20 protein-coding genes and 1 pseudogene are annotated in these 25,174 nt (G+C 55.7%); 13 read left to right on the top strand and 8 right to left on the bottom strand.

Going from position 1 to position 25,174, the window contains the following annotated elements; genetic code table 11:
• Positions 1 to 1,237: 1,237 nt before the first annotated feature.
• From fghA to HV773_RS06915, 7 genes and pseudogenes are all read right to left on the bottom strand, one after another.
• The gene (gene fghA / locus HV773_RS06940; RefSeq protein ID WP_115783714.1) at positions 1,238 to 2,128 is read right to left on the bottom strand and encodes an S-formylglutathione hydrolase; all 891 of its coding nucleotides are present in this window, start codon (positions 2,126 to 2,128) and stop codon (positions 1,238 to 1,240) included.
• Positions 2,129 to 2,153: 25 nt separating this feature from the next.
• Entirely contained in the window at positions 2,154 to 3,260 is a 1,107-nt protein-coding gene (locus tag HV773_RS06935; RefSeq protein WP_115783713.1) for an S-(hydroxymethyl)glutathione dehydrogenase/class III alcohol dehydrogenase, read from the bottom strand.
• Positions 3,261 to 3,330: 70 nt separating this feature from the next.
• Positions 3,331 to 4,008 carry a glutathione S-transferase family protein gene (locus HV773_RS06930; RefSeq protein WP_115783712.1) on the bottom strand — a complete coding sequence of 226 codons (678 nt, stop codon included), beginning with the start codon at positions 4,006 to 4,008 and terminating at the stop codon, positions 3,331 to 3,333.
• 13 nt (positions 4,009 to 4,021) lie between these two features.
• Positions 4,022 to 5,416, bottom strand: a complete 1,395-nt coding sequence (locus HV773_RS06925; RefSeq protein WP_229758338.1) for a PDR/VanB family oxidoreductase — start codon at positions 5,414 to 5,416, stop codon at positions 4,022 to 4,024.
• Between the two features lie 111 nt (positions 5,417 to 5,527).
• Positions 5,528 to 5,788: pseudogene (locus HV773_RS37490) on the bottom strand (Rieske 2Fe-2S domain-containing protein); the annotation flags it as partial.
• Positions 5,789 to 5,806: 18 nt separating this feature from the next.
• Positions 5,807 to 6,658: an aromatic ring-hydroxylating dioxygenase subunit alpha gene (locus HV773_RS06920; protein ID WP_115783710.1), complete on the bottom strand. Its 852-nt coding sequence runs from the start codon at positions 6,656 to 6,658 to the stop codon at positions 5,807 to 5,809.
• Positions 6,659 to 6,842: 184 nt separating this feature from the next.
• Positions 6,843 to 7,505, bottom strand: coding sequence for a GntR family transcriptional regulator (locus HV773_RS06915; protein WP_115783709.1), 663 nt, complete (start codon positions 7,503 to 7,505; stop codon positions 6,843 to 6,845).
• A 365-nt stretch (positions 7,506 to 7,870) separates the two neighbouring features.
• On the opposite strand from HV773_RS06915, the gene HV773_RS06910 reads away from it, so the two are divergent.
• The 5 genes from HV773_RS06910 (at position 7,871) to HV773_RS06890 (ending at position 14,559) form a co-directional block, all read left to right on the top strand.
• On the top strand, positions 7,871 to 8,947 hold the full coding sequence (locus HV773_RS06910; protein ID WP_115783708.1) for an aromatic ring-hydroxylating oxygenase subunit alpha: 1,077 nt from the start codon (positions 7,871 to 7,873) through the stop codon (positions 8,945 to 8,947).
• A gap of 631 nt (positions 8,948 to 9,578) precedes the next feature.
• Complete coding sequence (locus HV773_RS06905; protein WP_115783706.1) at positions 9,579 to 10,649, top strand: aromatic ring-hydroxylating oxygenase subunit alpha; 1,071 nt, start codon at positions 9,579 to 9,581, stop codon at positions 10,647 to 10,649.
• A 37-nt stretch (positions 10,650 to 10,686) separates the two neighbouring features.
• Complete coding sequence (locus HV773_RS06900) at positions 10,687 to 11,775, top strand: apurinic/apyrimidinic endonuclease family protein (protein WP_162831541.1); 1,089 nt, start codon at positions 10,687 to 10,689, stop codon at positions 11,773 to 11,775.
• A 203-nt stretch (positions 11,776 to 11,978) separates the two neighbouring features.
• Positions 11,979 to 13,322 (top strand): nucleobase:cation symporter-2 family protein, encoded by a 1,344-nt coding sequence (locus HV773_RS06895; RefSeq protein WP_115783705.1) that lies wholly within the window; start codon positions 11,979 to 11,981, stop codon positions 13,320 to 13,322.
• A gap of 274 nt (positions 13,323 to 13,596) precedes the next feature.
• On the top strand, positions 13,597 to 14,559 hold the full coding sequence (locus HV773_RS06890) for a LysR family transcriptional regulator (RefSeq protein ID WP_115783704.1): 963 nt from the start codon (positions 13,597 to 13,599) through the stop codon (positions 14,557 to 14,559).
• A 145-nt stretch (positions 14,560 to 14,704) separates the two neighbouring features.
• Here HV773_RS06890 and HV773_RS06885 read toward each other — a convergent pair whose 3' ends face one another.
• Positions 14,705 to 15,679 carry an isopenicillin N synthase family dioxygenase gene (locus tag HV773_RS06885; protein WP_115783703.1) on the bottom strand — a complete coding sequence of 325 codons (975 nt, stop codon included), beginning with the start codon at positions 15,677 to 15,679 and terminating at the stop codon, positions 14,705 to 14,707.
• 540 nt (positions 15,680 to 16,219) lie between these two features.
• Here HV773_RS06885 and HV773_RS06880 point away from each other — a divergent pair.
• The 8 genes from HV773_RS06880 to HV773_RS06845 all read left to right on the top strand — a co-directional run bounded on the left by HV773_RS06880 (position 16,220) and on the right by HV773_RS06845 (position 25,131).
• Positions 16,220 to 17,074 (top strand): hypothetical protein, encoded by an 855-nt coding sequence (locus HV773_RS06880; protein WP_115783702.1) that lies wholly within the window; start codon positions 16,220 to 16,222, stop codon positions 17,072 to 17,074.
• Between the two features lie 58 nt (positions 17,075 to 17,132).
• Positions 17,133 to 18,230, top strand: a complete 1,098-nt coding sequence (locus HV773_RS06875) for a BMP family ABC transporter substrate-binding protein (RefSeq protein ID WP_229758340.1) — start codon at positions 17,133 to 17,135, stop codon at positions 18,228 to 18,230.
• A 220-nt stretch (positions 18,231 to 18,450) separates the two neighbouring features.
• Positions 18,451 to 18,810 carry a BON domain-containing protein gene (locus HV773_RS06870; protein ID WP_115783700.1) on the top strand — a complete coding sequence of 120 codons (360 nt, stop codon included), beginning with the start codon at positions 18,451 to 18,453 and terminating at the stop codon, positions 18,808 to 18,810.
• Between the two features lie 152 nt (positions 18,811 to 18,962).
• The gene (locus tag HV773_RS06865) at positions 18,963 to 19,928 is read left to right on the top strand and encodes a LysR family transcriptional regulator (RefSeq protein ID WP_115783699.1); all 966 of its coding nucleotides are present in this window, start codon (positions 18,963 to 18,965) and stop codon (positions 19,926 to 19,928) included.
• Between the two features lie 1,509 nt (positions 19,929 to 21,437).
• Complete coding sequence (locus tag HV773_RS06860) at positions 21,438 to 22,376, top strand: LysR family transcriptional regulator (RefSeq protein WP_115783697.1); 939 nt, start codon at positions 21,438 to 21,440, stop codon at positions 22,374 to 22,376.
• A 126-nt stretch (positions 22,377 to 22,502) separates the two neighbouring features.
• The gene (locus HV773_RS06855; RefSeq protein WP_115783696.1) at positions 22,503 to 23,705 is read left to right on the top strand and encodes an NAD-dependent formate dehydrogenase; all 1,203 of its coding nucleotides are present in this window, start codon (positions 22,503 to 22,505) and stop codon (positions 23,703 to 23,705) included.
• A gap of 8 nt (positions 23,706 to 23,713) precedes the next feature.
• Complete coding sequence (locus tag HV773_RS06850; RefSeq protein WP_115783695.1) at positions 23,714 to 24,220, top strand: HPP family protein; 507 nt, start codon at positions 23,714 to 23,716, stop codon at positions 24,218 to 24,220.
• A gap of 641 nt (positions 24,221 to 24,861) precedes the next feature.
• Positions 24,862 to 25,131: a DUF1488 family protein gene (locus tag HV773_RS06845; protein WP_115783694.1), complete on the top strand. Its 270-nt coding sequence runs from the start codon at positions 24,862 to 24,864 to the stop codon at positions 25,129 to 25,131.
• The last annotated feature ends 43 nt before the right edge of the window (positions 25,132 to 25,174 follow it).

Below are 25,174 nucleotides of genomic sequence, written 5' to 3'. Positions count from 1 at the left end.
ACCGCAAAGCCGTCTGCCCGATCGGTCTGAATTCGGTTCTTACTTCCAGACGGCATTTCGTGACGGATACGCATCGAACGAGGTCAGCGAGGTTGTCGGAGTTGGGCGGAGAGATGACGGGAGATGGAGCGTTGTAGAGTATCAGTGCATCTCTTGCGAAAAGTAGACTACACCAATTAGCATTTAGAGATTCTATGTAACTTGCAATCGATGGGGATACTGCTGCAAGGCAAACGTACGATATCCTGAAACTTCAGGAGCAGGGGGCGGCTAGAGGGCATACCCTCAGTGTCGGGCCTGCCGACTTGAAGGCTGCTGCTGTCACTTTGAGCTACGACCTTAAGGAGCCCAAACAAGTTGCGCAAACGAGATGAATAAGACACAGTTATGCAGCAGGACACCGCAACGGCCGAATACAACGGTAAGCGGGATATCTCGTGAAATGCCGCCGCTTGACACGACAACACATGGTCTACTATTTTGTGGGTGCGGGCGCTGTTGTTTAGTACGCTATTGGAATGACCCGCATCGACATTCTTACAGATTTTGCACAAAGATCTAACGGCGTGTTCGGACGCTGGCTGTCTTAACCCTGTCGGAGCAGAATCGCCCCTCAAAAAAGTTGCGAATGATACCGCGGACTGCCTGGACCATTGCTCGACAAAGTCACAAGGGGGCGCTTTCGAATTTGAACGAAGACGGTACCGTGAGCCGGTTATCGCTTCGGGTTATCGGGACACGCAAGTCAACATCTTCCAGATTGTGTCGAGCTCCGCAAAAGCGATTTCTTTGTTCGTATCCACGCGGTTCGACCAAAAAGAACAGCGCAGTGGCTTACGGGGTATTGTCGCTGACTAGTTGTATCCGAGTACTGCAGCGGAGCAGACTTCAGGTCGCTCGTCGATGCTCCGTGTGATGTTTGACAATGGCATTACCAACAGCATGCGATATGCACTCGAAGCAGCCGAAACGCCTTCGTTAGCGATTTGCCGTCTTAACATCGTAATTTGCTCGCTTGCGATAGCAACGAAGAAGGCCTGGATGTTCATTTGAACCTCGATGAAAGGATGCTACGAAAATGTGAATGAAGTCCATGCCGTCTGCGTTTAATGAAATCGACGCGAGGGTTCACAGAAATTTGTCTCGGCGTTGGGCGAAAAGGAAAAAGGCCCCGGGGTAGCGGGGCAAAAAGAGCGCGCGCAGGAGATTGGCGCGCCCCGAGACTATGTACGGATACTTACATCACTTTGACGGGTACCGGTCCTCCCTCAGTTTCGTAAAGACAGAGCGTTCTGGCGTGATGCGCGATGTGATCGCCGATGAAGGTCGAAATGAAGTAGTAGCCGTGGTCGTAATCGGCGAAGCGTCGAAGCGTCAGGTGTTGTCCAGAGTCTTTGCATGCGGCTTCGAGGGCGTCTGGGTGAAGCTGCTCAGCGAGGAACTGATCGCTGAGGCCCTGATCGATCAAAATCCCGCCCGGGAACCTCTTTGATGCATTGCTAATCAGTTCAGTTGCGTCGTATCGCTTCCACGCTTCGACATTGTCGCCGAGGTAGCCCCTGAATGCCTTTTCACCCCACGGGCATAGCGTCGGTGCAGAGATTGGCGCGAACGCGGACACGGAACGATAGATTTCCGGATTTCGTAGAGCCAGTACCAGCGCTCCGTGTCCTCCCATTGAGTGCCCGAAAATGCCAAGCCTTGATCCGTCGACAGGGAAGTGGGCGAGCACCGTCTCGCGTAGCTCGTCGCGGACGTACGAATACATCCGGTAGTGCTTTGCCCATGGCTCCCGGGTTGCATCGACATAAAACCCCGCACCGAGCCCGAAATCCCATGCTTCGCTTTCGCCCGCTACACCTGCGCCGCGTGGACTCGTGTCTGGCGCAACTAGGATAATACCGTGCTCCGAAGCAAATCGTTGCGCACCGGCCTTGGTCGGAAAGGTTTCTTCCGTACACGTCAGGCCCGCCAGATAGAACAGCGCGGGCAGTTTCGCACTAGAACGGAGTGCCTGCGGTGGCAGATAGACTGAAAATCGCATTGGCAGGCAGACGGCCTTCGAGTCATGCTTATAGAAGCGCTGCTCGCCCCCATGACAGGCATGCGACGACACGAGTTCAAGCATTTCGATGCTCCTTTGAGTATGCCTGTTAATACAGGACTACAGAGCGGATCGACTCGCCCTTTTTCATCAGATCAAAGCCTTCGTTGATGCGCTCCAGCGGCAGGTGATGTGTGATCAGATCGTCGATATTGATCTTGCCTTCCATGTACCAGTCGACGATTTTCGGTACGTCCGTCCGACCGCGAGCGCCGCCAAATGCCGAGCCCTTCCACTCACGACCAGTGACCAGTTGAAACGGACGAGTGCTGATTTCCTGACCTGCCGCGGCCACACCGATGATGAACGACTGTCCCCAACCCTTATGGGTGCATTCAAGCGCCTGACGCATCAGCGTGGTGTTGCCGACGCATTCGAACGAGTAATCGGCGCCACCATCGGTGAGTTGCACGATGCTGTCCACGACGCTCTCGACTTCCTTTGGGTTGATGAAATGCGTCATCCCGAATTTCTTCGCAAGCTCAACGCGACCAGGATTGATGTCGACCCCGATAATCTTGTCGGCTCCGACCATCTTCGCGCCCTGGATGACGTTCAAACCGATACCGCCCAGTCCGAATACAACAACGTTCGCGCCCGCTTCGACCTTCGCAGAGAACACGACGGCACCAATACCGGTTGTGACGCCGCAACCGATGTAGCAGATTTTGTCGAATGGCGCATCTTCGCGTACCTTGGCTACTGCGATTTCCGGCACAACAATGTAGTTGGAGAACGTGGACGTGCCCATATAGTGAAACAATGGTTGACCGTCCAACGAGAAGCGCGATGTAGCATCAGGCATAAGCCCTTTGCCTTGGGTCGCCCGGATAGCCTGGCAAAGGTTCGTCTTGCGTGACAGACAGAACTTGCACTGCCGACATTCCGGCGTGTAAAGCGGAATGACGTGGTCGCCCTTCCTCAGAGTGCCGACACCAGGTCCGACATCCACGACCACGCCAGCGCCTTCGTGTCCAAGGATCGAAGGGAAGATGCCTTCGGGGTCGGCACCAGAAAGCGTGTAATAGTCAGTGTGGCAAATACCGGTTGCTTTGACTTCAATCAGCACTTCGCCTGCACGCGGTCCTGTGAGGTCGACTTCTTCGATGGTCAGGGGAGCGCCTGCCTTCCATGCTATTGCTGCTTTCGTCTTCATATTCAAGCCCTTCTAATCAGGATGTAAGGAAAGAGTGTTCTGGTAAATCGTCGCCCGGAGGTCCGTCCGGCTAGAAATCTGCCTGCTGACGCGCTTGGAAGCGTTGCGCCGGTAGCTGGGCAGCAGGAAAGACGCCGGCCATCACAATGAAGCCGGGCAAACGCTTGATGCGGTCGGTCCAGCGGCGAACGGACGGATAGTCGGCAAGCGAAACTCCGCCTTCATCCGACAAAATGATGTAAGGAAAGCAAGCGATGTCGGCCACGGTTGGATGAGCAGCGTCACAGAGAAATTCTCCGCCGGTCTTTTCGCGCAGCCACAAATGCTCGTCGATGATACGCAGCAACTCGTGTGCGCGCTTTCTGCAAGCCTCGTCATCGAAGTCGAAGAAGAAGAGGTCGTGCAAGCGTGCGGCCGAAATCGATCCGGTCAGACTGTCAGCAAACGAAAGCCACATCTGCACTTCGCCCGCGAGCTTGGCATTCGCCGCCGGGTACCACTGTCCACTCCTGTCGTACTGGGCGGCCAGATAAACGAGGATTGCCTGTGCGTCCCGAAGCGTCACCTTGTCGTCGGTGAGTGCTGGCAACTGTCCAAGCGGGTTGATTCGAAGGAACGCGTCAGTCTTGTGTGCCTTGCTCGGGTAAAACTCGACCGGTTCTAACTTGTATTCGAGACCAAGCATGCTAAGGAGCAGTCGGACTTTGTAGCAGTTACCAGAAAGTTCGTAATCGTAGAGTGTAATCATGGAATGACTCACATTAGACGTCCAGCACGAGCTTTTTGCTCTTGCATCGGGAGACACACGGCATGATCCATTTGCCGCTTTCGCGCTCTCGTTTGGAAAGGTAGGTGTCGTGGTGGTCGAGCTCGCCGCTAAGCACCGCGGTCATGCAGGTGCCGCAGACACCTTGTTCGCACGACGCTTCAATCGGTACACCTTCATCCCAGCATGCCTTCAGAAGTGACTTATCAGGCGGCACAACGAAGGTCTTTCCCGACTTTGCCAACGTAACTTCGAATGCTTCGCCGCCCTTCGGGATATCCGTGTTCTTGAAATATTCAAAGCGCACGGACTCTTCGGGAATGCCTCTCTTGCACGAGACATCCTTCACTGTGTCAATCATCGGACCCGGACCGCACGTATAAATTTCGATCTGGGCTGGGTTCAGTTCTTCGACAATTTCCTCGAGCCGCTGTCGAGTTCCCGCGACGTCGAGTCCCGCATGAATGAATACGTTGCTTCCGAGCGAGCGTAGGCGCGCCTGGAACGGTGTGTGCTCCGGTCCGCGAACGAAGTAATGCAATGCATACTTGTCGCCAGTCGCATTCAGTGCTTGCGCCATTGCAAGAATTGGCGTGATGCCTATGCCGCCAGCAATCAGAACGGGGCGACGGCCGTTGCGTCGCAATGGAAATCCATTTCGGGGGACCGCAATTTTCAGTTCCGTGCCCTCCTGTACGTCTTCATGCATGGACTTTGAGCCGCCAAGAGACTGCAACTCCCGCTTGACGCCAATCAGGAAGGCTTCGCGCTCATGCGGCGCGTTGATAATCGAATACTGACGCACAATGCCCGCAGGCGTTGTGACGCTCACGTGCATCCCAGGTGTGAGTTGCGGCAATGACCGCCCGATCGGCGTGAGTGCGAACGATACGATGTCCCCTGTTTCCTGTACGCGAGACGTGACTTTGCAACGATACTCGGCGGACAGCGTCTGAGGCGAGGCCACAACGACCGGAATTGGAACAGGGATCTGCGTTGATTTGCGTGCTGCGAGCGCCGTGGTAACCGGCACCTCGACTCGGACTCGCTCGAGCACTCGCCTGAATTCACCGAGAACGTGCGAGAAACGCTCGAGGAATGAATGGGTCACTGGCTCGTGCAGCAACGCGTTCACATGGACGACAGTCTTGTCGGCAGAGTGTGGCTGAACATAGAAATGCAAACCATAGCGCCCGTTCTCCCCCAGGGTCAGGCCGACTGAGTCGTCGCCAAACTGACGCAGGCCTGCGCCCCCCGGGTCTTGGTCGAAGCACTCAGCGAAACGGAAGCCTGCTTCGAGTAGCCCTTTGGCCACGTCGGCGGCGGGCAAATTGAACGGCAGGCTCCTCAAGAATGTGAGTGCTGCGCCGCTCGTTTGCGTCTTGATCAAGGGCGGCTCGCCAACCGGTGCACCGAGTGACGCCCATATCAGTCCGCCAGACTCGCGTACAGGGAAGGTCGTTACGCATGCCTTGCTGGGCTCAGTAGCATGCCGGTGTGCAGGTACGAACGTGCAACCACCAGAACCGCTTTCGTATGTCCAACCGTGATATTGACAGCGCAGCTCATGTCCAAGGTTCACGCCAAGCGTCAGTCGCAAGCCTCGATGGGGGCAGCGGTTCTCCCACGCGTTCGCGATGCCGTTGTCGTCTCGCCAGACAGCCAACTCCTGCCCCGCGAGGGACGTGTGATAAACGTGCCGCTCAGTGAGGACCTCAGTGCTGGCAATGGGATACCAGCGATTCGAATCAAATGAACTCATGAATCTCAAATCCCTATGTCAGTCACAGATTGCGCCGTACGTAAGACCACCGTCGCGCATCCATTTGCGATATGCCGTTGCGAGAACGTCCGCACGGACCGGGTTCTCGGTCTTCGCCGTAAGGGGGAGGCGCCTCGGAACCTGATTGACGAGAATCATCAAGTCCTGGCCGAAAATGGTCTGCTGGAAATGCCGGAGCTGTTCATCCGAGTTCACGTCGTCCACGTAGCACATCAACGTATGAGCGATGCACCATTCCTCGTCGACAGGCTGCACGAACAGACAGAGGACATCCCACCTCGACGGGTCCGGCGGACACGTTTTGTACAGAATCGCGATGTATGGCCGGGTGACGCGATAGATGTAATCCATATCGAGCGCATCAGTCGCCGTAGCAGAACCACGTGGTTGTGGGAACTTGCATTCAGTAGCGATGATTTCATCGACTTGCTCGTCGTACTTGACGGTATACGGCGCCACGTCGGTGTGCGGCTCGGCGCCGAGAATGTCTGTATGCACGAACGGAAAGTGCGCCATGTCGAGGAAGTTCTCGACTGCTCGCAGACCCGACGTGTGCACGCGAGTCGACCCGGCGCTCACGATGCGCCGATCGGGCTCCGAGAATTCTGGCACCTTGAAGAGACTTCTGGGGTTCGATGAAAAGGACAGCCATAGCGCCCCGTATTGCTCGATTGCAGACATTTTTCTCTCGGTGCCGTCATCGTCCCACTGAGCGGTCACCTCGGAGCCCTTACGGGAATACGACACGACCCGTCCAAGCAGGCGCGTGTGAAATCTGCGGTCCGGAAGAATGTCTTCCGAAGCGGCTACAGGATGCCAGTCATCGAACAGTTGCTCGTCAAAATTCACATGCCCTCCTGGATTGGTTCGTCAGATGCTCAAGCTGGTATACCAGACTCTATAAAAAAAAATTCGCGACGGCAAGCGATTTTTTCTTGGGAATAACACTGAGGCAGTCTCTTTGGGGAGGCGTCGCGGGCAACCATTGGGAGTGGCCGGCCTGCGCAGCAGGCCGGAGATGGCGCAGAGGTACTTATAGTGCTAGGGCCAGTTTGAGGTCCACATCGGGCGTCACCATCGCGTCAAAGCGATACCCGCGAATGACCAGGTTGTAGTGCGACGCGAGGAGTGCCTTCGCCGCGGCAGCGTCTTTCTTCTCGAGACATTCGACCAACTGCCCATGCTCATCACGCAATTGACAGTAGTCGAACCCAACGCGAAACATGGCGTTGATAAGTGCCTCGCGACGCCTTAGATGCTGATGGATTTGATTCAACGTTTCGTTGTTGAGGAACGAGAGGAGTAACACGTGAAATTCACGCCCCAATTTGTCGCCAAGGTCGTGCCTGCCCTTTTCAAATGCCACGCGCTCCTTCACCGTGTGGGCTCGAAGCGCCTTCAGCTGGTCCGGCGTAACCGACTTGATGAGCTGGTCGATGACTCCACTCTCGAGAACGAGGAGCATCTGATATAGCTCGAACGCGTCATCAAATGTCGGGCGCCATACAGCCGAGGACCGCTTTGGTGAGATTTCGACCAACCCATCTTGCGAAAGTCGAATGAGTGCCTGCCGGACTACAGTTCGGCTCACTCCGTAAAGGTCTGCAATATCACGTTCGTTGAGTTTGGCTCCTGGCGGCAATCTACGGTGATAAATCGCGTCAGCAATTGCTCCTACTATTTTTTGGGTCAGCATGGCTAGGAATTGCGCAGAGTTTGCGCGTAGGGGTTGAGCGGGAAGCAAAGCGCTGGTACTTCAGAACGGCGCTCTGGCACCAAAGAAGGGACGACTCACCATCCATGAGCTTGTCGCGCACCGTTTCTTACGCAGGCCGGTCGGTGCCTATATTCTATCGCCCTTTGCTACCAAGACGGGCGAGTCGCATATCGGTGAAAACACTAAGTCGGCAGATTCCTGAATGCAAAAAACACAGAAAACTCCCGGATGCAGGAAATCCCTGATTGCATCTGGTTTTTTTGCGTACTATGTTGGTATACCAGATAGACATTTTGGTCTCTTAGTTTATCGGACCGAAACAACCTACCCCACAGGAGTAACTCATGAGTGCGCGTGAGCAGTTCAAGCCTTTATTGGAGGATAAATCCTATCTTCGGCATTTTTGGCACCCGGTCTGTACCCTTGCCGAATTTGAGCGGGCGAATCCATCGGGCCATGGCCCGATGGGCGTCACGCTGCTCGGTGAGAAACTTGTGCTGGCTCGACTCAACGGAAAAATTGTTGCTGCACCGGACCGCTGCGCTCATCGCTCTGCGCAGTTGTCGATTGGGACCATTGCGAAGTGTGGGGGCCAAGACACACTTCAGTGTCCCTATCACGGCTGGCAATACGGTAGCGATGGTGCGTGCAAGTCAATTCCGGCCTGTCCTGACAAGCCCGTGCCACCGCGCGCAAAACTCGCGATTTACGACTGCGAAGTCAAATACGAAATCGTCTGGGTGCGGCTGGACAACTCCTACGACTGCACGGAAATCCCCTTCCTTGATGACTGGGACAACCCGGACATGCAAGTGATCGTCGCCGACTCATACATCTGGAACACGGTTGCGGAGCGCCGCTGGGAAAATTTCACTGACTTTTCTCACTTCGCGTTCGTGCATCCGGGCACCCTCTACGACCCGTTTTTCGCAAGCCATCCGCTCGTTCTGGTCAACCGTGTCGACGGGGAACTCCAGTTTGAGTTGTCGCCTCCCCGAGAGATGGAAGGCATTCCGGAGGAAGCGCCGATGGGCGACTTCATCTATCGCTGCACGATGCCATATTCCATCAATCTGGAAATCAAGCTCTGGCGTGACGGCTCGCGCTTCATCCTTTGGACGACAGCGTGCCCTATCGACGACAAAACGTGCAGGAACTTCATGGTCATAATTCGCGAGCGCGACGGCCAACCCGACCACATGCACCTGGCGTTCCAGAAACGGGTATTGGCTGAAGATCAGCCGATTATCGAGTCGCAGTGGCCGGCTGAGGTGTCCGCAGGCGAAATTTCAGTCGCTACAGACAAGGTCTCAATCCAGTATCGCAAGTGGCACCGCGAGCTCTCGTTGGCTGCTCCAAACGGAAAGCAGACGTTTCGAGAGGCCTTGCGGACAAACGTCATTGACGATACCGCCGGATAAACGGGACAAGAAGTGTTCGCAGCAAAACGTTGGGTGCCAAGCCGTCAGTTGCAAATGGGCATGGCAGATCCGAGGGAATGTAGTCGAAGGAGAGTGAGATGAACACTGCTGGGATGTCCTTGCGATCGATGGTTGAAAAATGGTTTGCCCCAACTTTGACCACAACGCCGCGGGTAACACGGTTCAGCCACGCACGCTGCGCTTACGGACGATACGTGCGTGTCGAAGCGTCACGGGAAGAGGGTAATGCGTTTGAGCTCTGCTTCTTTCGACACGCAGACGGTGCGTGGCGTGTATTTCCGCCTGATCCAGGCCGCGTAAACCGCATGCCTTCTTTAGGTCTCTTCAACTAGTACGTCGCCAATTGGTGAAGAGAAATATTGAAGCGAATTTTTAACTCGGGACACTAGGTAGTCTATTCCCGGAGTCGCTTTCCGAACCCGGGAGGCACCCTTCTCTTCGTAAGGCCATCCGACTCGCTTGACACGAGCTTATTGACTTCGTAATTTCTGGTGTACCAGGCGAAAGATGTGAAAAGCCAATTGCACTGCAACACACCCCGCAGGATGGGAGAACGGGTTCTCCTTGACCTGTCGGGAATCAGTTCCCCAAAGCAATATAGGAGACGTGAATGGAACACCTACCGCTGATTAAGGATAACCAGTACCTCCGGCACTTTTGGCATCCCGTATGCACGGTGGCCGAGCTTGAAAGGGCGAAGCCTTCGAGTTTTGGTCCGCTGGCAGTTACTCTGCTTAGAGAGCAACTGGTGGTCGCCAGGCTGGATGGCAAGTATGTCGCGATGCGGGACCGATGCGCGCACCGGTCGGCGAAGCTGTCGTGTGGTCAGGTGGTTGGCAGCGAACTCCAATGTCCATACCACGGCTGGAAATACGACGCGGCCGGCGCCTGCACGAAAATTCCTGCATGTCCCGACAGCCCGATTCCGAACAAGGCCCGCGTCGAACGCTTCGATTGCGAAGAAAAATATGGCTTGCTCTGGGTGCGTCTCGACTCGTCGTTCAACTGCACAGAGATTCCGTATTTCAGCGCTGCCGATGACCCCAAGATGCGCATTGTCGTGCAGGAGCCGTATTGGTGGAATGCCTCTGCGGAGCGTCGTTGGGAAAACTTCACGGACTTTTCGCATTTCGCCTTCATTCACCCGGGCACGCTCTTCGATCCGAACAACGCAGAGCCTCCCATCGTACCGATGGACCGCGTCAACGGACAATTCCGGTTCGTGTACGAGACGCCCCCCGGCATGGACGTTCCGGACCAGGCGCCGATTGGCACATTTACCTATCACTGCAGCATGCCGTTCGCTATCAACCTCGCGGTCGAGAAATATTCGACCAACTCTCTGCATGTGCTGTTTAACGTGTCGTGCCCGATCGACGAGACACGAACGAAGAATTTCCTCATCTTCGCGCGCGAGCAAGGAAGTGACTCGGACCATCTGCACATTGCATTTAACGACGTCGTGTTCGCAGAGGACAAGCCGGTCATCGAATCTCAGTGGCCGGCGCAGATGATGGCGGACGAGGTGCCAGTGATCACCGACAAGGTGTCTGTTCAATATCGGAAGTGGATGCGCGAGCTAAGCGAAGCCGCTCGGGACGGTGCCGAGGCATTCAAGGCAGCGCTGCATGAACCGGTTATCGAAAGTGAGCGACAGTACTCGGACCTGCGGACTGTTTAGTCTGTCGATCTGACCTCAATTTCTCCAGGAGTGAGTAATGACAAAGAAGATGTTTAAGCTGGCGTGCGCTGGACGAGGTGTTCAGCTGTCGTCGATTGAGAAACCAGTGTCAGATGAGGAGCTTCCGATTGCAGAGCAGCTGCGTGTGCTGTCGGAGTCGGGACTCTGGGATTTCGTTGACCGCATTCCGGTCGATGACGACCAACTGCATCAGTACCAGAAGGCGAGCGAGAAGTACAACCTTCCGATTTTGTCTGGTAGCTGGACATACGTTCTCGGGAAAGATGATGAGGTCCTGAAGGCCAACCTCAAGCGTGCACACGAGGTCGGCTCCAAGTACCACAACCTGATGATTTGGGCGAAGCATGCCGACGGTCACTATGTTACTGACCAGGAAATCGTCGATTACTACCTGTACACGTACGACCAGGCGAAACCATACGACTTGACCATTTCGTTCGAATCGCACGTCGACATGTGGTCCGAAGATTTTCGCCGTGTCACGCGGGTGGCAGAGGCGGTTCGTAGCCGCGGCATCCCTTTCAACTTCTGCATGGATTACAGCCACTGCATCTTCAAGATTGAAAATGAGGTGGAGCACGCCGTATCCCAGATTCGGGGTGACAAAGAGGCAATCAGGAAACTCGATCCCTACAACGACGACAGCTTTGCTGACGAATGGTTGAAGCAGAACATGGTCGTCTGGACGCAGGTTCGGCCCGCTGCGCCGAACGGCCCGCGCAACTGGTGGGCTTTCGAGACTGGCCCGTGGGACGGCCTCGGGTTTGATAGGCCGGGGCGCTCGATTCAGTACCCGTTTTCGAATCCGAAGCCGGGTGAATGGCACACCGACGAATGGCACGCCCACAAGCTGGCGACGACGAAGGAGCTGGTGCGTAAAGTCATTGACCAGTATCTGGAGGTTGATGACTCGAAGATGGAAATTATGACCATCGACAATATCAACCTTGCGGCCTACGGGACGGGATGGAAATACAACATGTTTGCCGACAGCTGTCTTGTCGCCAGGTTCGTTCGCGAGCTCTACGCGGAGAGAGTGGCGGTGCATGAAGCGAGGAAGCGAGCGGAGAATCTGGAAGCTTTCGTGAACGCTCATCGCGGCTAAGTCAACGTCAAAAAATGCGCTGCCTGCAAGGTAGAAGCGGGTGATCTGTGCGGTGACTCACTCAACAGTGAATCACCGCGTTAAATATAAACGTCTTTTCTTCATTCCAAGGTATTCGTTCTGGTACCCAGCGTCGATAAAACAACGGCGCCCACACGTGGATGCTGGTCGGCCTATGAATCTGCCTATAGTGAGAGTGTGTCATGTTAGATAGTGAATGCGATGAGAAGCTGCCGTTCGGCGAGCTGATTCTTTTGGCCATCCAACACGTGCTTATTATGTATGCCGGTGCAATTGCGACGCCCTTGATTATCGGTGCGGTCCTCAAATTGCCCAAAGACCAGGTTGCGTTCCTTATAAACGCAGATTTGCTGGCGGGCGGACTTGCGACGCTGGTCCAGACGATTGGCTTCAAAGGCGTAGGTATTCGTCTGCCGATTATGATGGGTGTCACCTTCACCGCGCTCGGGACGATGATTGCCATCGGCTCGAATCCCGACTTGGGATTACTTGGAATTTACGGCGCAACGATCACCGCGGGCATTTTCGGCATTCTGGTGGCCCCGCTGATTGGTAAGTTGCTGCGATTTTTCCCTCCCATCGTCACCGGCAGCGAGATTCTCATGGTTGGTCTTTCGCTGATGGGCGTGGCAGCGGCTTGGTCTGGCGGCGGTTTTGGCAATCCGGACTTCGGCAATCCAGTCTATCTGTGTATTGCCGGCGCTGTGCTTGTCTTTGTTTTGTTGCTGGTGAAGTTCGCCCGAGGATTTGTGGGGAACTTGTCGATTCTGTTGGGTCTCGTTTTCGGCTTCCTGCTTGCCATCCCACTTGGGCAGGTCTCGCTCTCGGGTTTGCAGGAGGCTGGATGGATTGGCTGGGTGATGCCCCTGCACTTTGGCCTTCCGAAATTTGACCTTTGGGCAACTGCGTCAATGTGTGTGGTCATGCTAGTGACCTTTGTTGAGTCGGCGGGGATGTTCCTCGCGATTGGCGAAATCACCGGCAAACCAATCACCGAGAAAGAGTTGACGCGCGGTTTCAGAGCGGATGGCCTTGGTAACATCATTGGTGGGCTCTTCAATACGTTTCCCTACACGTCGTTCGCACAGAACGTCGGCCTTGTCGCGGTAACGGGTGTAAAGAGCCGATGGGTGTGTGCAGTAGGTGGGGTCATTCTTATCCTGCTGGGCTTGGTTCCGAAACTTTCGGTAATCGTCGCATCAATTCCTCCATGCGTCCTGGGAGGAGCCGGCATTGTGATGTTCGGGATGGTTGCTTCAAACGGAATCAAGACGCTCACTAAAGTCGACTTCGGCAAAACGCACAACCTTTACATCGTGGCGATAAGCGTGGGTGTAGGGATGATTCCAGTCGTGTCGGACAAACTGTTCGCGAAGCTGCCGAGCGCTCTAGGCCCGATTCTCAACAGCAGCATCCTCCTGACTGCGGTTGTGGCCATCGTGCTGAACGTCATATTGAACGGCCTAGACACGAACGAGGAAGCTGCCCGTCTTACACTGGAGACTGCGAGAGACCTCGAGGTCTGAGGAATTTCGGCGAATTCGATTGCGGGAACGAGGCGCTACGTGTTGTTTATTACGTAGCGCCACTTTGCCTGCGCCTCGCGAACTTTCTGGGCCACCCCGGGACTGAGAATCTTTACCGCGCGAAAATTCACGTTCCTCGCGAACGGTCGTACGTTCTGGTACTCTGGTCACAGCAAGCGACTACGGAACCGGAGCGAAACGCCCTCAGGTTACGGAATGGTTGCACTTTCCGGGAATCGGACGCGAACGTCCGCACCTGCTGGTTTGACTCGCGATGGCACTCGACATCAAGCTGATTGAAGCATTTGCCGTCATCGTGCGGACATGCAGTCTGACGAAGGCGGAGGCGCTTACAGGCATCTCGAAATCCACCCTTAGCCGACATCTGCAACGACTCGAGGAGGATTTGGGCGTAGAGCTCATTGAGCGCTCTTCGAGGCGGGTTGTACCGACGGAGGCCGGAAAAGCCTTCTATATCCGCTGCGAGTCCTTGCTTCTGGAGATGGGCGGCCGGCTGGAACTCGCCAGGGCCGAGGTCCAGGAGTTGAGTAGCGGCGGCAAGGGACGACTCTGCATCCTTGCGGAAAACCACTTCACTACTACGTTCGTGTGCCACGTGACGCGACAGTTCCTGGCGAGATATAGCAATATCGTGTGCGAACTGTACGCAGCCGGTCGACCCGATTCTCCTCGCGTGGAAGATGCGGACTGTTATATCTGTTCCGAGGCACCCGACCTGCCGAATGTGATTGCCAAGCTCATTGGCAGACTCAGCTATGGACTGTATGCGAGTCCCATCTACGCGCGTCGGCAGGGGCTGCCATCGGACCCAAGGGAGCTGGTGAAACACGAACGGATTGCTCTACGCGAGCCTGATTCCGCGAGTCAGACGACGCTCCATTCGCAGCAGACGTCCCATCCTTATATCAGCCGTTCAATCATTGAGACGAATGACTACTGGGTAATGAAGACTTTCTGCGTAGACGGGCTGGGCATTGCGCTTTTGCCCGACTTCTTCGTCCAGCCGGAAATCCGGCATGGAAGCCTGATACCAGTTTTGCCGGCGTGGAAGCCCGAGATGCGGCGAATCTTTTGCGCGTACCATCGGCAACGCTATGGGAGCAAGAAGCTGAAGAGCTTCATCGACCTGGTCGCCCAGAGCGTCGGCGACATACCGACCTTCAATAATTACGTTGCAACGTCCGCGACAATCATTCCTGAAGTAACGCCTGACTGAAAAAGCGATATGGTCAGGTCGGGCGGGTTGCTCTGACTGACTTCTTGGTTAGACCAAAGATTGCCGCCGGATCTGGCACGACTGCGGGGCCGGCGGCCGCGGCTCGCCCAAAAGACTCAGGATTTGCTCCATGCTGGCTCTGGCATCAGGCGACCTTGCCTCCATACGTTTTCGCGTACATCTCGGCGATATGCTCGCCAACCGTATATTCGCGCGCAGGACCGCCCTGTGGGGCGCCGCAAGACGCCAGCGGCTTGATACGGAAGAAATAGTTCGGGTCAAAGAACGTCGGAACCGAATAACGATGTCTGTCTGGCGTGGAATTTAGCACTCGGTGCATGGTGGAGTGATAAAGGCCATTCGTCAGCACAGGAACCATGTCGCCGAGATTGATAATGAAAGTACCAGGGATATGCGGCGCGCGCACCCACTCGCCATCCGCGTTTCTCACCTCCAACCCACCGACCTCATCCTGCAATAGCATCGTCAGCATTCCCCAATCGGTGTGCGCGCCCGCGCCGAGCTGATTCCCTTGGCCGACCCTGGGCTGAGGTGGATAGTGGAGGAGCCGCGTCGTAATCATCGGCATGTCGAGCCCCTCGGAAAAATAGTCCTCGGGCAGTTCGAGCGACAGCGCAAGCACGCTCATCAGGTGTCGACCCAGAGCGAGCATCCCAAGTAGATATGCATCTGTCGTCGGAGCCATACTGGGAACGGCGTCCGGCCATTGATTCTGACTGTTGTACTCCCCCTTGGTCACGTATGCCTGCAGGCCGTTAATGCCCGCCAGGAAGCCTTCCTTCAGGTCTGGCATCGAGCCATCGTCCAGCGCCTGACTGGACATTGGCTCATAGCCGCGCATCGTCGGGTTGTTATTGATATTGATTTTGAGCTTCTCTTCCAGGGGAAGTGCAAAGAACGCGCGTGCAAGGGCAAGTTGACCTTCGGTCATCGATTCCGACATGCGGTGGTTCGAGACATAAAAGAAGCCGGTATCGCGGCAGGCCTTATGAACCTCCCACGCAACTTTCTTTCTCGCCTCGAGGTCGGCGGAAAAGCTTTCTTCAAGGTCGATGACAGGGATGAATTTTGCAGCGGTGGGGGGCGTATAAGTAAGCATGATTCTGGTCCAAAAACAGGCCATGACCCAATCAGCGGGTGCCGCCAAAGGACTATGGCCGGGCGGTAGACCAAATCTATCGCTACAGATTTCGGCGCGGAAGGGCATCCATGAAACGCAACGTTTCAGTTTTGGGACGTAAAACTCTATTTAGCATGAAGATTCATTGACCCCCCCGTACAACGGGCATTCCAGCGAATACCCCTGCACCTTTCCGTTCGGCCTTGTCCCTGGCAACCGTTAAGCCGCCCAGATAGGGATTTTCACTGATTTTGAAACGCTTGGAAATTTGGCTTTTTTGGAATACCTTCTGGTGTACCAGAGTTGCGCACTAGAAGGCCAGGCTGTCAAGCCTCTTGTGGGCATCACACGTGGTGCAGAGAAGATCCTCTGTCCCCGAAATCGGCCTCCATCCCAACAAGGACCGCGGTTGCCGATTATGTGATCCGGTTCCCATGCCGGAAGAAGTAGTAAGGATGTAGCCCACACCTAGGGACGGCAGCATACGATTCAACCGAAACAAGCGTTTAGGAGAACTATATGAAGAAACAAATATTGGCAGTTGCGGCATGCCTCATGGTCGCATCACACGCCCAGGCATTCGAATGGTCGGACGACACGATTTCCTATTGGTACGGTCCGTACTTCAGAATGCCTGGCACAGTCAGCCCGAACCATCCGAATGGCAACAACATCGGTATGAACAATATCGAGTTCACACATACGGACGGCTTCAAGTACGGCACAAACTTCTTCGATGCGCTACTTCTGATGTCGAACAGGCAGGATCCAGCGAATTCGACCGGCCATCAACCTCAAGGAGCCTTCGAAGGCTGGTTCGTGTATCGGAACGACTTGAGCTTCAACAAGATTTTCAACACACAGGCATTCACCTTCGGCCCGTTTTCCGATATTGGCTTCAACTCGGGCTTCAACTGGGATGCAAAGAACAATTACTACGCCTCAGGCGAATTCGCATTTCGGTTTGGCCCGAGCTTCCACATCAACGTTCCTGTCGGGTACTGGCAGATTTCCCCAGGCGCCTACAAGGAAATGAACAACGACGGCTTTAACGGTCCGACCAACTTTCACTGGACATACAACATTGAAAGTTCGTGGAATATTCCGTTCGCTGTCGGCCCGGTTCCGCTCAGTCTCCAAGGTTACTTGAACGTCATTGGGCCGAAAGGCAACGACTTCAAGCAAACGACGAAGACTGAAGTGTTGTTCCATCCAAAGATCATGGTCGACGTGGGCCAATTGGTGTGGGGTAAGAAGAACTGGATTGAGGTTGGTGTGGGGTGGGAATACTGGTATCACAAGTTCGGCGCGAACAACTCTCTGGGCGGTGCAATCCAGAGTACGCCTTTTGTTGAAGCAACGCTCCATTTCTAACAAACGACTGATGACTCGGTCAGCCCCTCCCACAATTCCATCAAACATAGGAAATGCCATGTTGAAGATCTACCACGGAGCGCTTCGCCACACGGCGCTTGCGCTACTCGCTTTGCAATGTCTTGTCACGTCTGTTGAATCGGACGCTGCACCAGCACCCTTGGACATCTCCGTTGTCTACTTCGGAAACCCGGGAGATGGCGGTTGGACACACTCCCATGAGGTTGGCATTGCTGCTGCCGAGAAGCAGTACGGAAATCAGATTAAGGTCACCCGCGTTGAGAACGTCCCCGAGAGCGCAGACGCGTCACGCGTGTTCAGGAACCGTGCATCGCAAGGAGATAAGGTCATCATCGGGACAGCCTTTGGTTACATGAATCCGATGTTGCAGGTAGCACGCGACTACCCGGATACCGTGTTCCTGAATAGCTCGGGATACAAGAGTGCACCAAATCTTGGAACATACAATGGTCGCGTCTACGAAGCCGAATATCTCGCCGGCGTCCTGGCTGGCCAGATGTCGAAGTCACACGTTCTGGGCTTCATCGGTTCCATGCCGATTCCGGAGGTCGTGCGCAACATTAACGCCTTTGCGCTCGGCGCTCGCTCTGTCGCGCCGAACACTGTCGTAAAGGTCCTCTGGATTAACAGCTGGTGGGACCCGGGCAAGGAAAAGCAGGCTGCCGAGACGCTCATTGGACTCGGTGCAGACGTGTTGACCCAAAACACGGATTCGACGGCAATGATGTCCGTTGCTGAAGACCACAAGGTGTACGCGTTCGGGTTTGACTCCGACATGAGTAAATGGGGTCCAAAGGCGCAGATTGGGTCCATCGAATACAACTGGGGTCTCTATTACGTTAAGGTCATCGACGAGATCCAGCATAATACCTGGACGAACAAGCCGGTGTACTGGGGCGTCAAAGAAGGGATGGTCGACCTCACACACGTCAGCGCGTCAGTGCCAGAGCAAGTTCAGCAGGTCACCCGCGATGCTCGGGAATCACTCAAAAGTGGGCGCCTGGCCCCGTTTACCGGTCCCATCAAGGACGACACGGGGAAGATTCGTATTGAGGCGGGAAAATCCCTATCCGATGATCAACTCGGCAGCATGAATTGGTTCGTCGATGGAGTGCAGGGCAAACTGGCGCCATGAAGGTGTCCCATTCTCAATTCTTTCCATTCTCGCAGCGCAGTTTCACTGGCGTGCATCTGTGCGAGCGGGAAGAGTATCCAGTGGGCTAGAAGCTCGAACGGCCGCGTATTCACCTGTGTGGAATACGTGCGCCTGAGTCCCACGCCGATGGCGCAGCTCTAAGCGGCCGACCATGTCGGCCAAGCAAGCAGGTTTAAGCAATCGATAAGGGGAAGACACTATGAAGGTCGGCAACGTTGTTCGTACGGTTTTGGGTGTGGTTTCGGTAGCGTTGGCTTGCAACGCTCTCGCGCAGCCGCCAGGAACGAGCAGTGATACACAGGCTGCAGCCAGTGCCTCTTCGTTGCGGGTAAGCGATGGCACGCTGCGCCGGCAGGTCAAGGCGGCGCTCAAGAAGGCAAAGGGATTGACCGCAATTGACATCGCTGTGCGGGCAAAAAGCGGGCAGATTACGCTCCAAGGCACTGTAAAAAATCAGCAGCAGATTGACCTTGCTGGGCAGGTTGCCAGCAACGTACCCGGAGTCACATCGGTGAATAACACATTGACCGTGAACCGGCCGACGAACTCGTGGCGATGACTCGCGACGATACATCAAGCTGAATCTGAGCGTCTCCGAAGGTTAGCGACGCTCAGAATAGAGAATCGTCAGCGCTCCAATAGCCCACCGCGTATCTGGCATGGACAGCGTGTGACCCGCGGAGCACGCTCGGCATCTGCCAGGAGCAGCAAATGTCAAGTCCGGATCTTTTCCAAGAATGCGAGCGTGAAGAACGCATAGGTTTGCGTTTGTTCACCATACTTGACACTGTCTTGAGAGAACAAAGTGTGTCGCGCGCGGCGGTTCAACTTAATATGTCTCAATCGGGGGTTAGTGCCATCCTCGCTCGGCTACGCGACCTACTCGGTGACCCACTTCTTGTTCGCGGTAAGAACCGACTAGTGCCTACGGAGCGTGCGCTGGAAATTACCGAGTCGCTTTCGATTATCACGGGGTGCGCTGACCTTTTGACAGGTCGAACACAAGGAGGGTTGAATGCTATCGTCCCGAGGAAATGCCTAATCGCCTGCGTAGATGAACTTTCGAGCTTTTTAGTTCCGGCTATCACTGCCGAAATTCTGGGCAGTTCCGAGCACACGACTGTTGAATTCAAATCGATGGACTCGTCCGAAGTGTTTGAGGAACTCGGTTCGGGACGACTCGATACAGCCATCGTGAGCGGATTTGAGACATGCTCGACGGGCCAGGAGTTCTTGGGCAACGATGAGCTCGTCTGTCTGATGAGCGACGAGAATCGATTGTCGCGACAGAGCTACGTGTCTTCCGCTGAGTATGGGCAATCCAACCAAGTTGTCTTGGCATCCAACATCAGGAAACCTCAGCCAGCTTTGGACGTCGTGCTCCGTAACGCGGGCCTTTGGCGCCGAAATACGATTGCCGTGCCTTTCGTGGATGTGATACCACATTTGCTTGAGCGGTCGGATTTGTTATTCACCACGACGAGGAAGTTCGGCGAGCATTACGCCGCCCTCCTGCCGCTTCACATTGGAAGGATTGACGTCACTTTGCCGAATGTCACGTACTATCAAATTACGAGCGTGGCAGCCAGAGACCCGTTGCGCGTAGGTTGGGTCGCGGCTAAAGTCAGACTTGCATGTGCGCCACGTTTCGCGGACGCCGAGGTGAAAGAGAAATAGCGCAACCTCCAAAGCACCCCACTGACCCATGAAAACCCAGCCCGCTTCAGTCTACGGAATCCAACCCATTGCGACGTACCGTACCAAGGGCCAGCGCGATTTTCTAAGACGTCGAAGATAGCGTCGATTTAATTAATTCCGCATCGTTGGAAGGTGAGACTCTACTTCAACCTCGGCCCGCTAGCGTCGGTCACTCTCTTCGTTTGATGCTGCTTGGCGAAATATCGGTCGCGCCAGCACATCGTGCCGTCTGTTCGCCGACCGAGGCGGCGTCTCACGCCACATCGAGCGTTGTTTCTCCGAGAATGATTTTATGGACATTGGACGGGTAGACCCACTGGAGGGCTTGCCGTTCGATAAGTTCCATAAAGGCAGGTGGTCCGCTGCAGATTACTCGCGAGTTCGCTTGAGTAGGGCTGACAGCGTGGGCTGTCGCATTGGCTATCTGCTCCTCGCTGAGCCCGATTTGGTGTCGGATTTGAGCACGCTCACTTAGCTCGTCTAACTCAGCGCGGAAGACTAGCCGTTCAGGCGTCCGCGCGAAATTGTGAACCTCAAAGCAACATCCCGCTGTGGAGGCAAGTCTTCTCGCAAAGCCCGCAATTGCGGTTGCTCCCACACCCGCTGAAAACAGAATATGGCGCGCGCGTGGGTCTATCGCTACCTCAGCGCCCCGAGGAGCTCCGAGATAAATCTCGTCCCCTCGGTTCCACGAAGAAAGCAGACGAAATTCTTCGCATTTTTCTTCCGGCTCTTGCCGCACGTGCACTACGAATGCGTTCCGTCGTGAAGAGTCGTGCCACAACGGGAGCGAGTGCCTGGAATCAATCCCGTTGTGGCGGATAAGATCTACTATCGCACCGTCTTCAAACGGTGGCAGCTCCGAGTTGAGCGTCATCTCAAATTCAACAGCGTAGTAACCTTGTGCGACGGGCCGCTTTCCCGTGACAACAGCTGGAATCCTATCGTCGTGCATGTTTTCCCCACTACGAACTTGCAAAGGGTGGAAAGTTGGCCGGTGTAACGACGCAGATTTGCAGCCAACCGGAAGCGTTGTTCGTGGCATCAAGATTCAGGGTAGAACGCTGTCTTGTGGGCCGCAAGGTGCCGCCAGCAAATAGCGGCTATACGTCAGCCTCGATACTGGAACAAGCTTCCTCATTGCATGTCTCGTTGAAAATTGGGACGCGAGCGCCTTGTTCTGATCATCCCCACGGTTGCAACTTGACGTGCCCTGTTCTGAGCCGCGCCGCAGCTGCCGGCTGCAGATTTCTGGGCCATCGGCGCCGTCGTGACAGGTCGCAACCTTGAACGGAGGCGACGCCTTATAGACGTTATCGCGCCTTGGCGTTATATTCAACAGAATACAGCGAGTTGTTCGTGGCTGTGAATCAGTCAACTGGGCGGCTGATTTTTCTGCTGAAAACTTTTCCTTGTAATCGAGGCCTTTTAAAGCGAGCGCCCTGATTCCAGCTCCCTTTCCTCTTGGCCGACGAAAGCGCACCCACCATGTTCATCAGGCAACTCAAGTACTTGGTTACTCTTGCGACCGAGCAACACTTCGCAAAGGCCGCCGAGATATGCAATGTCTCGCAGCCCGCGCTGTCATCTGCAATACAGAGCCTTGAAGCGGAACTCGGTCTGGCACTCGTCAAGCGGGGACGCCGCTTCTTGGGATTCACGGAAGAAGGTGAGCGGGTGCTCGGTTGGGCCCGCCAAACTCTCGCTGCGCTCGAGAACATGAGACAGGACGCTTCCGCGTCTCAAGTCGGCCTGAACGGCACATTGAGATTTGGGTTCATTCCGACGACGCTGCCGATTGTCGGCCTATTGCTGGGGCCTTGTCGCGCGAAGTACGGTGAAATGTCTTACACGGTTCGCTCCTTAAGCTCTGAGGCCATTCTTCGTCAGTTGGACGAATACGAGATAGACATCGGCTTCACATACCTGGACGAGCGCGTGCAGGCCGGATTCGAAGTCTTGCCTCTCTATCGCGAGCGTTATTTCCTTCTTTCCCCAGCGAACAAGGCGGGGGAATCACGGCGCAGTGCAGTTCAATGGGCCGCTCTTGCGAATCTCCCGTTCTGCCTTCTGAGCACCGCTATGCAAAACCGTCAGGTGATAAATGCGGCGTTCAGGCGAGCGGGCATTCAACCAAACGTGGTGCTCGAAACAGATTCGTTGCTCGCACTGCACTCCAATGTGCAACACGCGGGGATGTACAGCGTCTTGCCACACAGTCTACTGAGTGTTCTTGACGACCTCAAAGAGCGTCGAGTGCGCGCGGTCCGTATCGAGCCAGAGCTCACGCGAGAGATAGGCTTGATTACCCGCAACAAGCCGTCGATGCAGCCTCTGGTAACAGCCATGTGGACCGAGGCAGTAAAGCTTGATCTGCAACATCAATTCGATTCATTGCTGTCAGGCTCAAAGCGTGTGGCCGTTTGATAAGTCTCGTTTATCTATGGATTCGTCGAAACGATTGGACGCGTTCGTTTGGAAATCCGAGACTCCAGTCATCGCCCCGACACAACGCCGTCGGGGCGATTCTTTCAATCAAACGGAGTGAGAAAAATGGCAAAGATTGTTTGCGTGTTGTATGACGATCCGGTTAGGGGCATGCCGAAAAAGTATGCACGCGACACTATTCCTGCGATCACCCATTATCCGGACGGACAAACCGCGCCGACGCCCGCAGCGATCGATTTCACACCGGGTCATCTGCTAGGTTGCGTGTCTGGTGAATTGGGGCTGCGCAGATATCTCGAATCGAAAGATCACCAGTTGGTCGTGACGTCCAGTAAAGATGGTGCCGACAGCGTGCTCGACCGCGAGCTCCGTGACGCCGAAATCGTTATCTCGCAGCCGTTCTGGCCGGCCTATATGACCGCCGAGCGCATCGCGAAGGCACCCAAGCTCAAACTGATCGTCACAGCGGGGATCGGTTCGGACCACACGGATCTGCAGGCAGCGATGGATCGCGGCATCACGGTGGCCGAAGTCACCTACTGCAACAGCAATAGCGTGGCCGAACACGTCGTGATGACGACGCTTGCACTCGTGCGCAACTATCTCCCGTCGTACGACTGGGTGACCAACGGCGGCTGGAACATTGCCGATTGCGTTGAGCGTTCCTATGACCTCGAGGGAATGCACGTGGGCACCGTCGCTGCGGGCCGTATCGGTCTGCGCGTACTGCGGCTGCTCAAGCCTTATGACGTCAAGCTGCACTATCTGGATCGCCACCGCCTGCCCGAGTCCGTCGAGAAGGAACTCAACCTGACTCATCACACCAGTCTCGAGAGCCTCACCAAAGTGTGCGATGTCGTGACGCTGAACTGTCCGCTACACCCGGAAACTGAGCACATGATCAACGCGAAGTCGCTCGCCAATTTCAAGCGCGGCGCTTATCTGATCAATACTGCACGAGGCAAACTGTGCGATCGCGATGCAGTCGCCGCAGCATTGGAAAGTGGTCAGTTAGCCGGCTATGGCGGCGACGTATGGTTCCCGCAGCCTGCTCCGGCCGATCATCCGTGGCGCAGCATGCCACACCATGGCATGACGCCCCACATCTCCGGTACCAGTCTGTCGGCGCAGGCTCGCTATGCCGCCGGCACGCGCGAAATCCTCGAGTGCTTCTTCGAAGGCAGGCCCATCCGCAATGAATACCTGATCGTGCAAGGCGGCAAACTTGCCGGCGTCGGCGCGCACTCGTATAGCGCGGGCAACGCAACGAAGGGTTCGGAAGAAGCCGCGCGCTTCAAGACGAGCTGACGCTGCCCATGTCGTCTCCGTCCGCCGCTCCCTCCGGCGTCGACGGGGCCTCGGCGCGACGCGTCCGGACCGGCAGCATCATGCTCGCCGGCCTGGGTGCGTTCGCGGCCGTGGCTTTCGTCGGCATGCTGGCCGCGAAAACCTCTCAACCGTGGGTACTCGGCTCTTTCGGGGCAACCTGTGTGCTGCTATTCGGGTTTCCGGCCAGTCCGTTTTCACAACCGCGCAACATCGTCGGAGGACACGTTCTGACATCACTGGTCGGTTTGCTGTTTCTTCAGCTATTCGGTCCAGGATGGCTGCCAATGGCCGCCGCCGCTGCATGTGCAACGATGCTGATGATGCTCACGCGCACTGTCCATCCCCCGGCCGGAAGCAATCCGGTCATCATCTTCTTGGCTCAGCCCAGCTGGTCTTTCTTGCTGCTGCCGACGCTCCTTGGGGCCTGTGTGCTGGCCTTGATTGGATGGCTTTACTGGACGATTGTCAAACGCGGTTCGTGGCCGAGTCGCTAGCACCTTCGGGTCAATACGACTCACGTTGCAATATCAATTGATCTAGCGACCTGGCTGAGTGATGTTTGCAAAGTTGATTGGCCACAGCGCTTTTCAAAATTGACGAAGGTTACTTTTTTTGATTTCGCAGCTTGCGATAGCCAGGTGGAGTGATGCAGCATCGTGAACAACAATCAAACGGCTTTGATGACCTATGAGGGGGAGGGCGTGGGGGTTTAAAAAAGTCTTCATATTGTCTTGTCAATACGTGGACAGGTGACGCCGCAGTACGGGCACTTTGTCGACCATCCGGTGTACGATCGGCTGCGCGATCACCCGCTGCGCGTGAGCCCGCCGGTCGTCTGAGGTCGGACGAAGATGTGCCGTCCCGGGGTGGGTTTGAGGTCGCGACAGGGGGCTCGATGTACAAAAAGAAGTCGCTCCACCTCAGGGTGGCGTTACCGTTCGTCGAGCCCATCGCAGAAGTGAACGAAATCACACCTCGCGCGGAGCAGGTGGAAGGGATAGGCAACCACGGGCGGCGGGCGCGCGCCGGATCGTTACGTCGTTGGTGATCGATGGGCTTGTGACTTCTGGTAAATTTATCGCTGCGCGGCGCAGTACAAATACAAAGACCGCGAATGACATCGTCGAGGTGTGTCATGGAAGTTCTTGATCGCGCGGCCGCCGTCTCGCCGGACGGACGCGCCGTGGTTTTCATGCTGTCGGCCCGCGGCCGCGACGCCGAAGGCGCGGTTGCGCGTGCTGCACTCGAAGAACACTTCTGGCTACCGCCCGACGCCGACGCGGCGCGCACACTCAAGACATTTGAAAACGGCCGCAACCGCATCGTCGCGGTCGCACAAAGAAAGTTACTCGCGCGGCCGGACGAGCCGCTGTGGCTGACCGTCAACGACTTTCTGACCCGTTAACCGACCGTTGACTGACGACGAGTGTCGCGTGGATGTGCATCGG

The sequence above is a fragment of the Paraburkholderia caffeinitolerans genome (assembly GCF_902859945.1).
GTDB lineage: Bacteria > Pseudomonadota > Gammaproteobacteria > Burkholderiales > Burkholderiaceae > Paraburkholderia > Paraburkholderia caffeinitolerans.
The sequence above is the reverse complement of the archived record's forward strand: the minus strand, read 5'-3'. Positions and strand labels throughout refer to the sequence as shown.

Coding starts and splice junctions, on each gene's coding strand:
- fghA (WP_115783714.1), bottom strand. CDS start 2,128: ATGCTTGAACTCGTGTCGTCGCATGCCTGTCATGGGGGCGAGCAGCGC.
- HV773_RS06935 (WP_115783713.1), bottom strand. CDS start 3,260: ATGAAGACGAAAGCAGCAATAGCATGGAAGGCAGGCGCTCCCCTGACC.
- HV773_RS06930 (WP_115783712.1), bottom strand. CDS start 4,008: ATGATTACACTCTACGATTACGAACTTTCTGGTAACTGCTACAAAGTC.
- HV773_RS06915 (WP_115783709.1), bottom strand. CDS start 7,505: ATGCTGACCCAAAAAATAGTAGGAGCAATTGCTGACGCGATTTATCAC.
- HV773_RS06910 (WP_115783708.1), top strand. CDS start 7,871: ATGAGTGCGCGTGAGCAGTTCAAGCCTTTATTGGAGGATAAATCCTAT.
- HV773_RS06905 (WP_115783706.1), top strand. CDS start 9,579: ATGGAACACCTACCGCTGATTAAGGATAACCAGTACCTCCGGCACTTT.
- HV773_RS06900 (WP_162831541.1), top strand. CDS start 10,687: ATGACAAAGAAGATGTTTAAGCTGGCGTGCGCTGGACGAGGTGTTCAG.
- HV773_RS06895 (WP_115783705.1), top strand. CDS start 11,979: ATGTTAGATAGTGAATGCGATGAGAAGCTGCCGTTCGGCGAGCTGATT.
- HV773_RS06890 (WP_115783704.1), top strand. CDS start 13,597: ATGGCACTCGACATCAAGCTGATTGAAGCATTTGCCGTCATCGTGCGG.
- HV773_RS06885 (WP_115783703.1), bottom strand. CDS start 15,679: ATGCTTACTTATACGCCCCCCACCGCTGCAAAATTCATCCCTGTCATC.
- HV773_RS06880 (WP_115783702.1), top strand. CDS start 16,220: ATGAAGAAACAAATATTGGCAGTTGCGGCATGCCTCATGGTCGCATCA.
- HV773_RS06875 (WP_229758340.1), top strand. CDS start 17,133: ATGTTGAAGATCTACCACGGAGCGCTTCGCCACACGGCGCTTGCGCTA.
- HV773_RS06870 (WP_115783700.1), top strand. CDS start 18,451: ATGAAGGTCGGCAACGTTGTTCGTACGGTTTTGGGTGTGGTTTCGGTA.
- HV773_RS06865 (WP_115783699.1), top strand. CDS start 18,963: ATGTCAAGTCCGGATCTTTTCCAAGAATGCGAGCGTGAAGAACGCATA.
- HV773_RS06860 (WP_115783697.1), top strand. CDS start 21,438: ATGTTCATCAGGCAACTCAAGTACTTGGTTACTCTTGCGACCGAGCAA.
- HV773_RS06855 (WP_115783696.1), top strand. CDS start 22,503: ATGGCAAAGATTGTTTGCGTGTTGTATGACGATCCGGTTAGGGGCATG.
- HV773_RS06850 (WP_115783695.1), top strand. CDS start 23,714: ATGTCGTCTCCGTCCGCCGCTCCCTCCGGCGTCGACGGGGCCTCGGCG.
- HV773_RS06845 (WP_115783694.1), top strand. CDS start 24,862: ATGGAAGTTCTTGATCGCGCGGCCGCCGTCTCGCCGGACGGACGCGCC.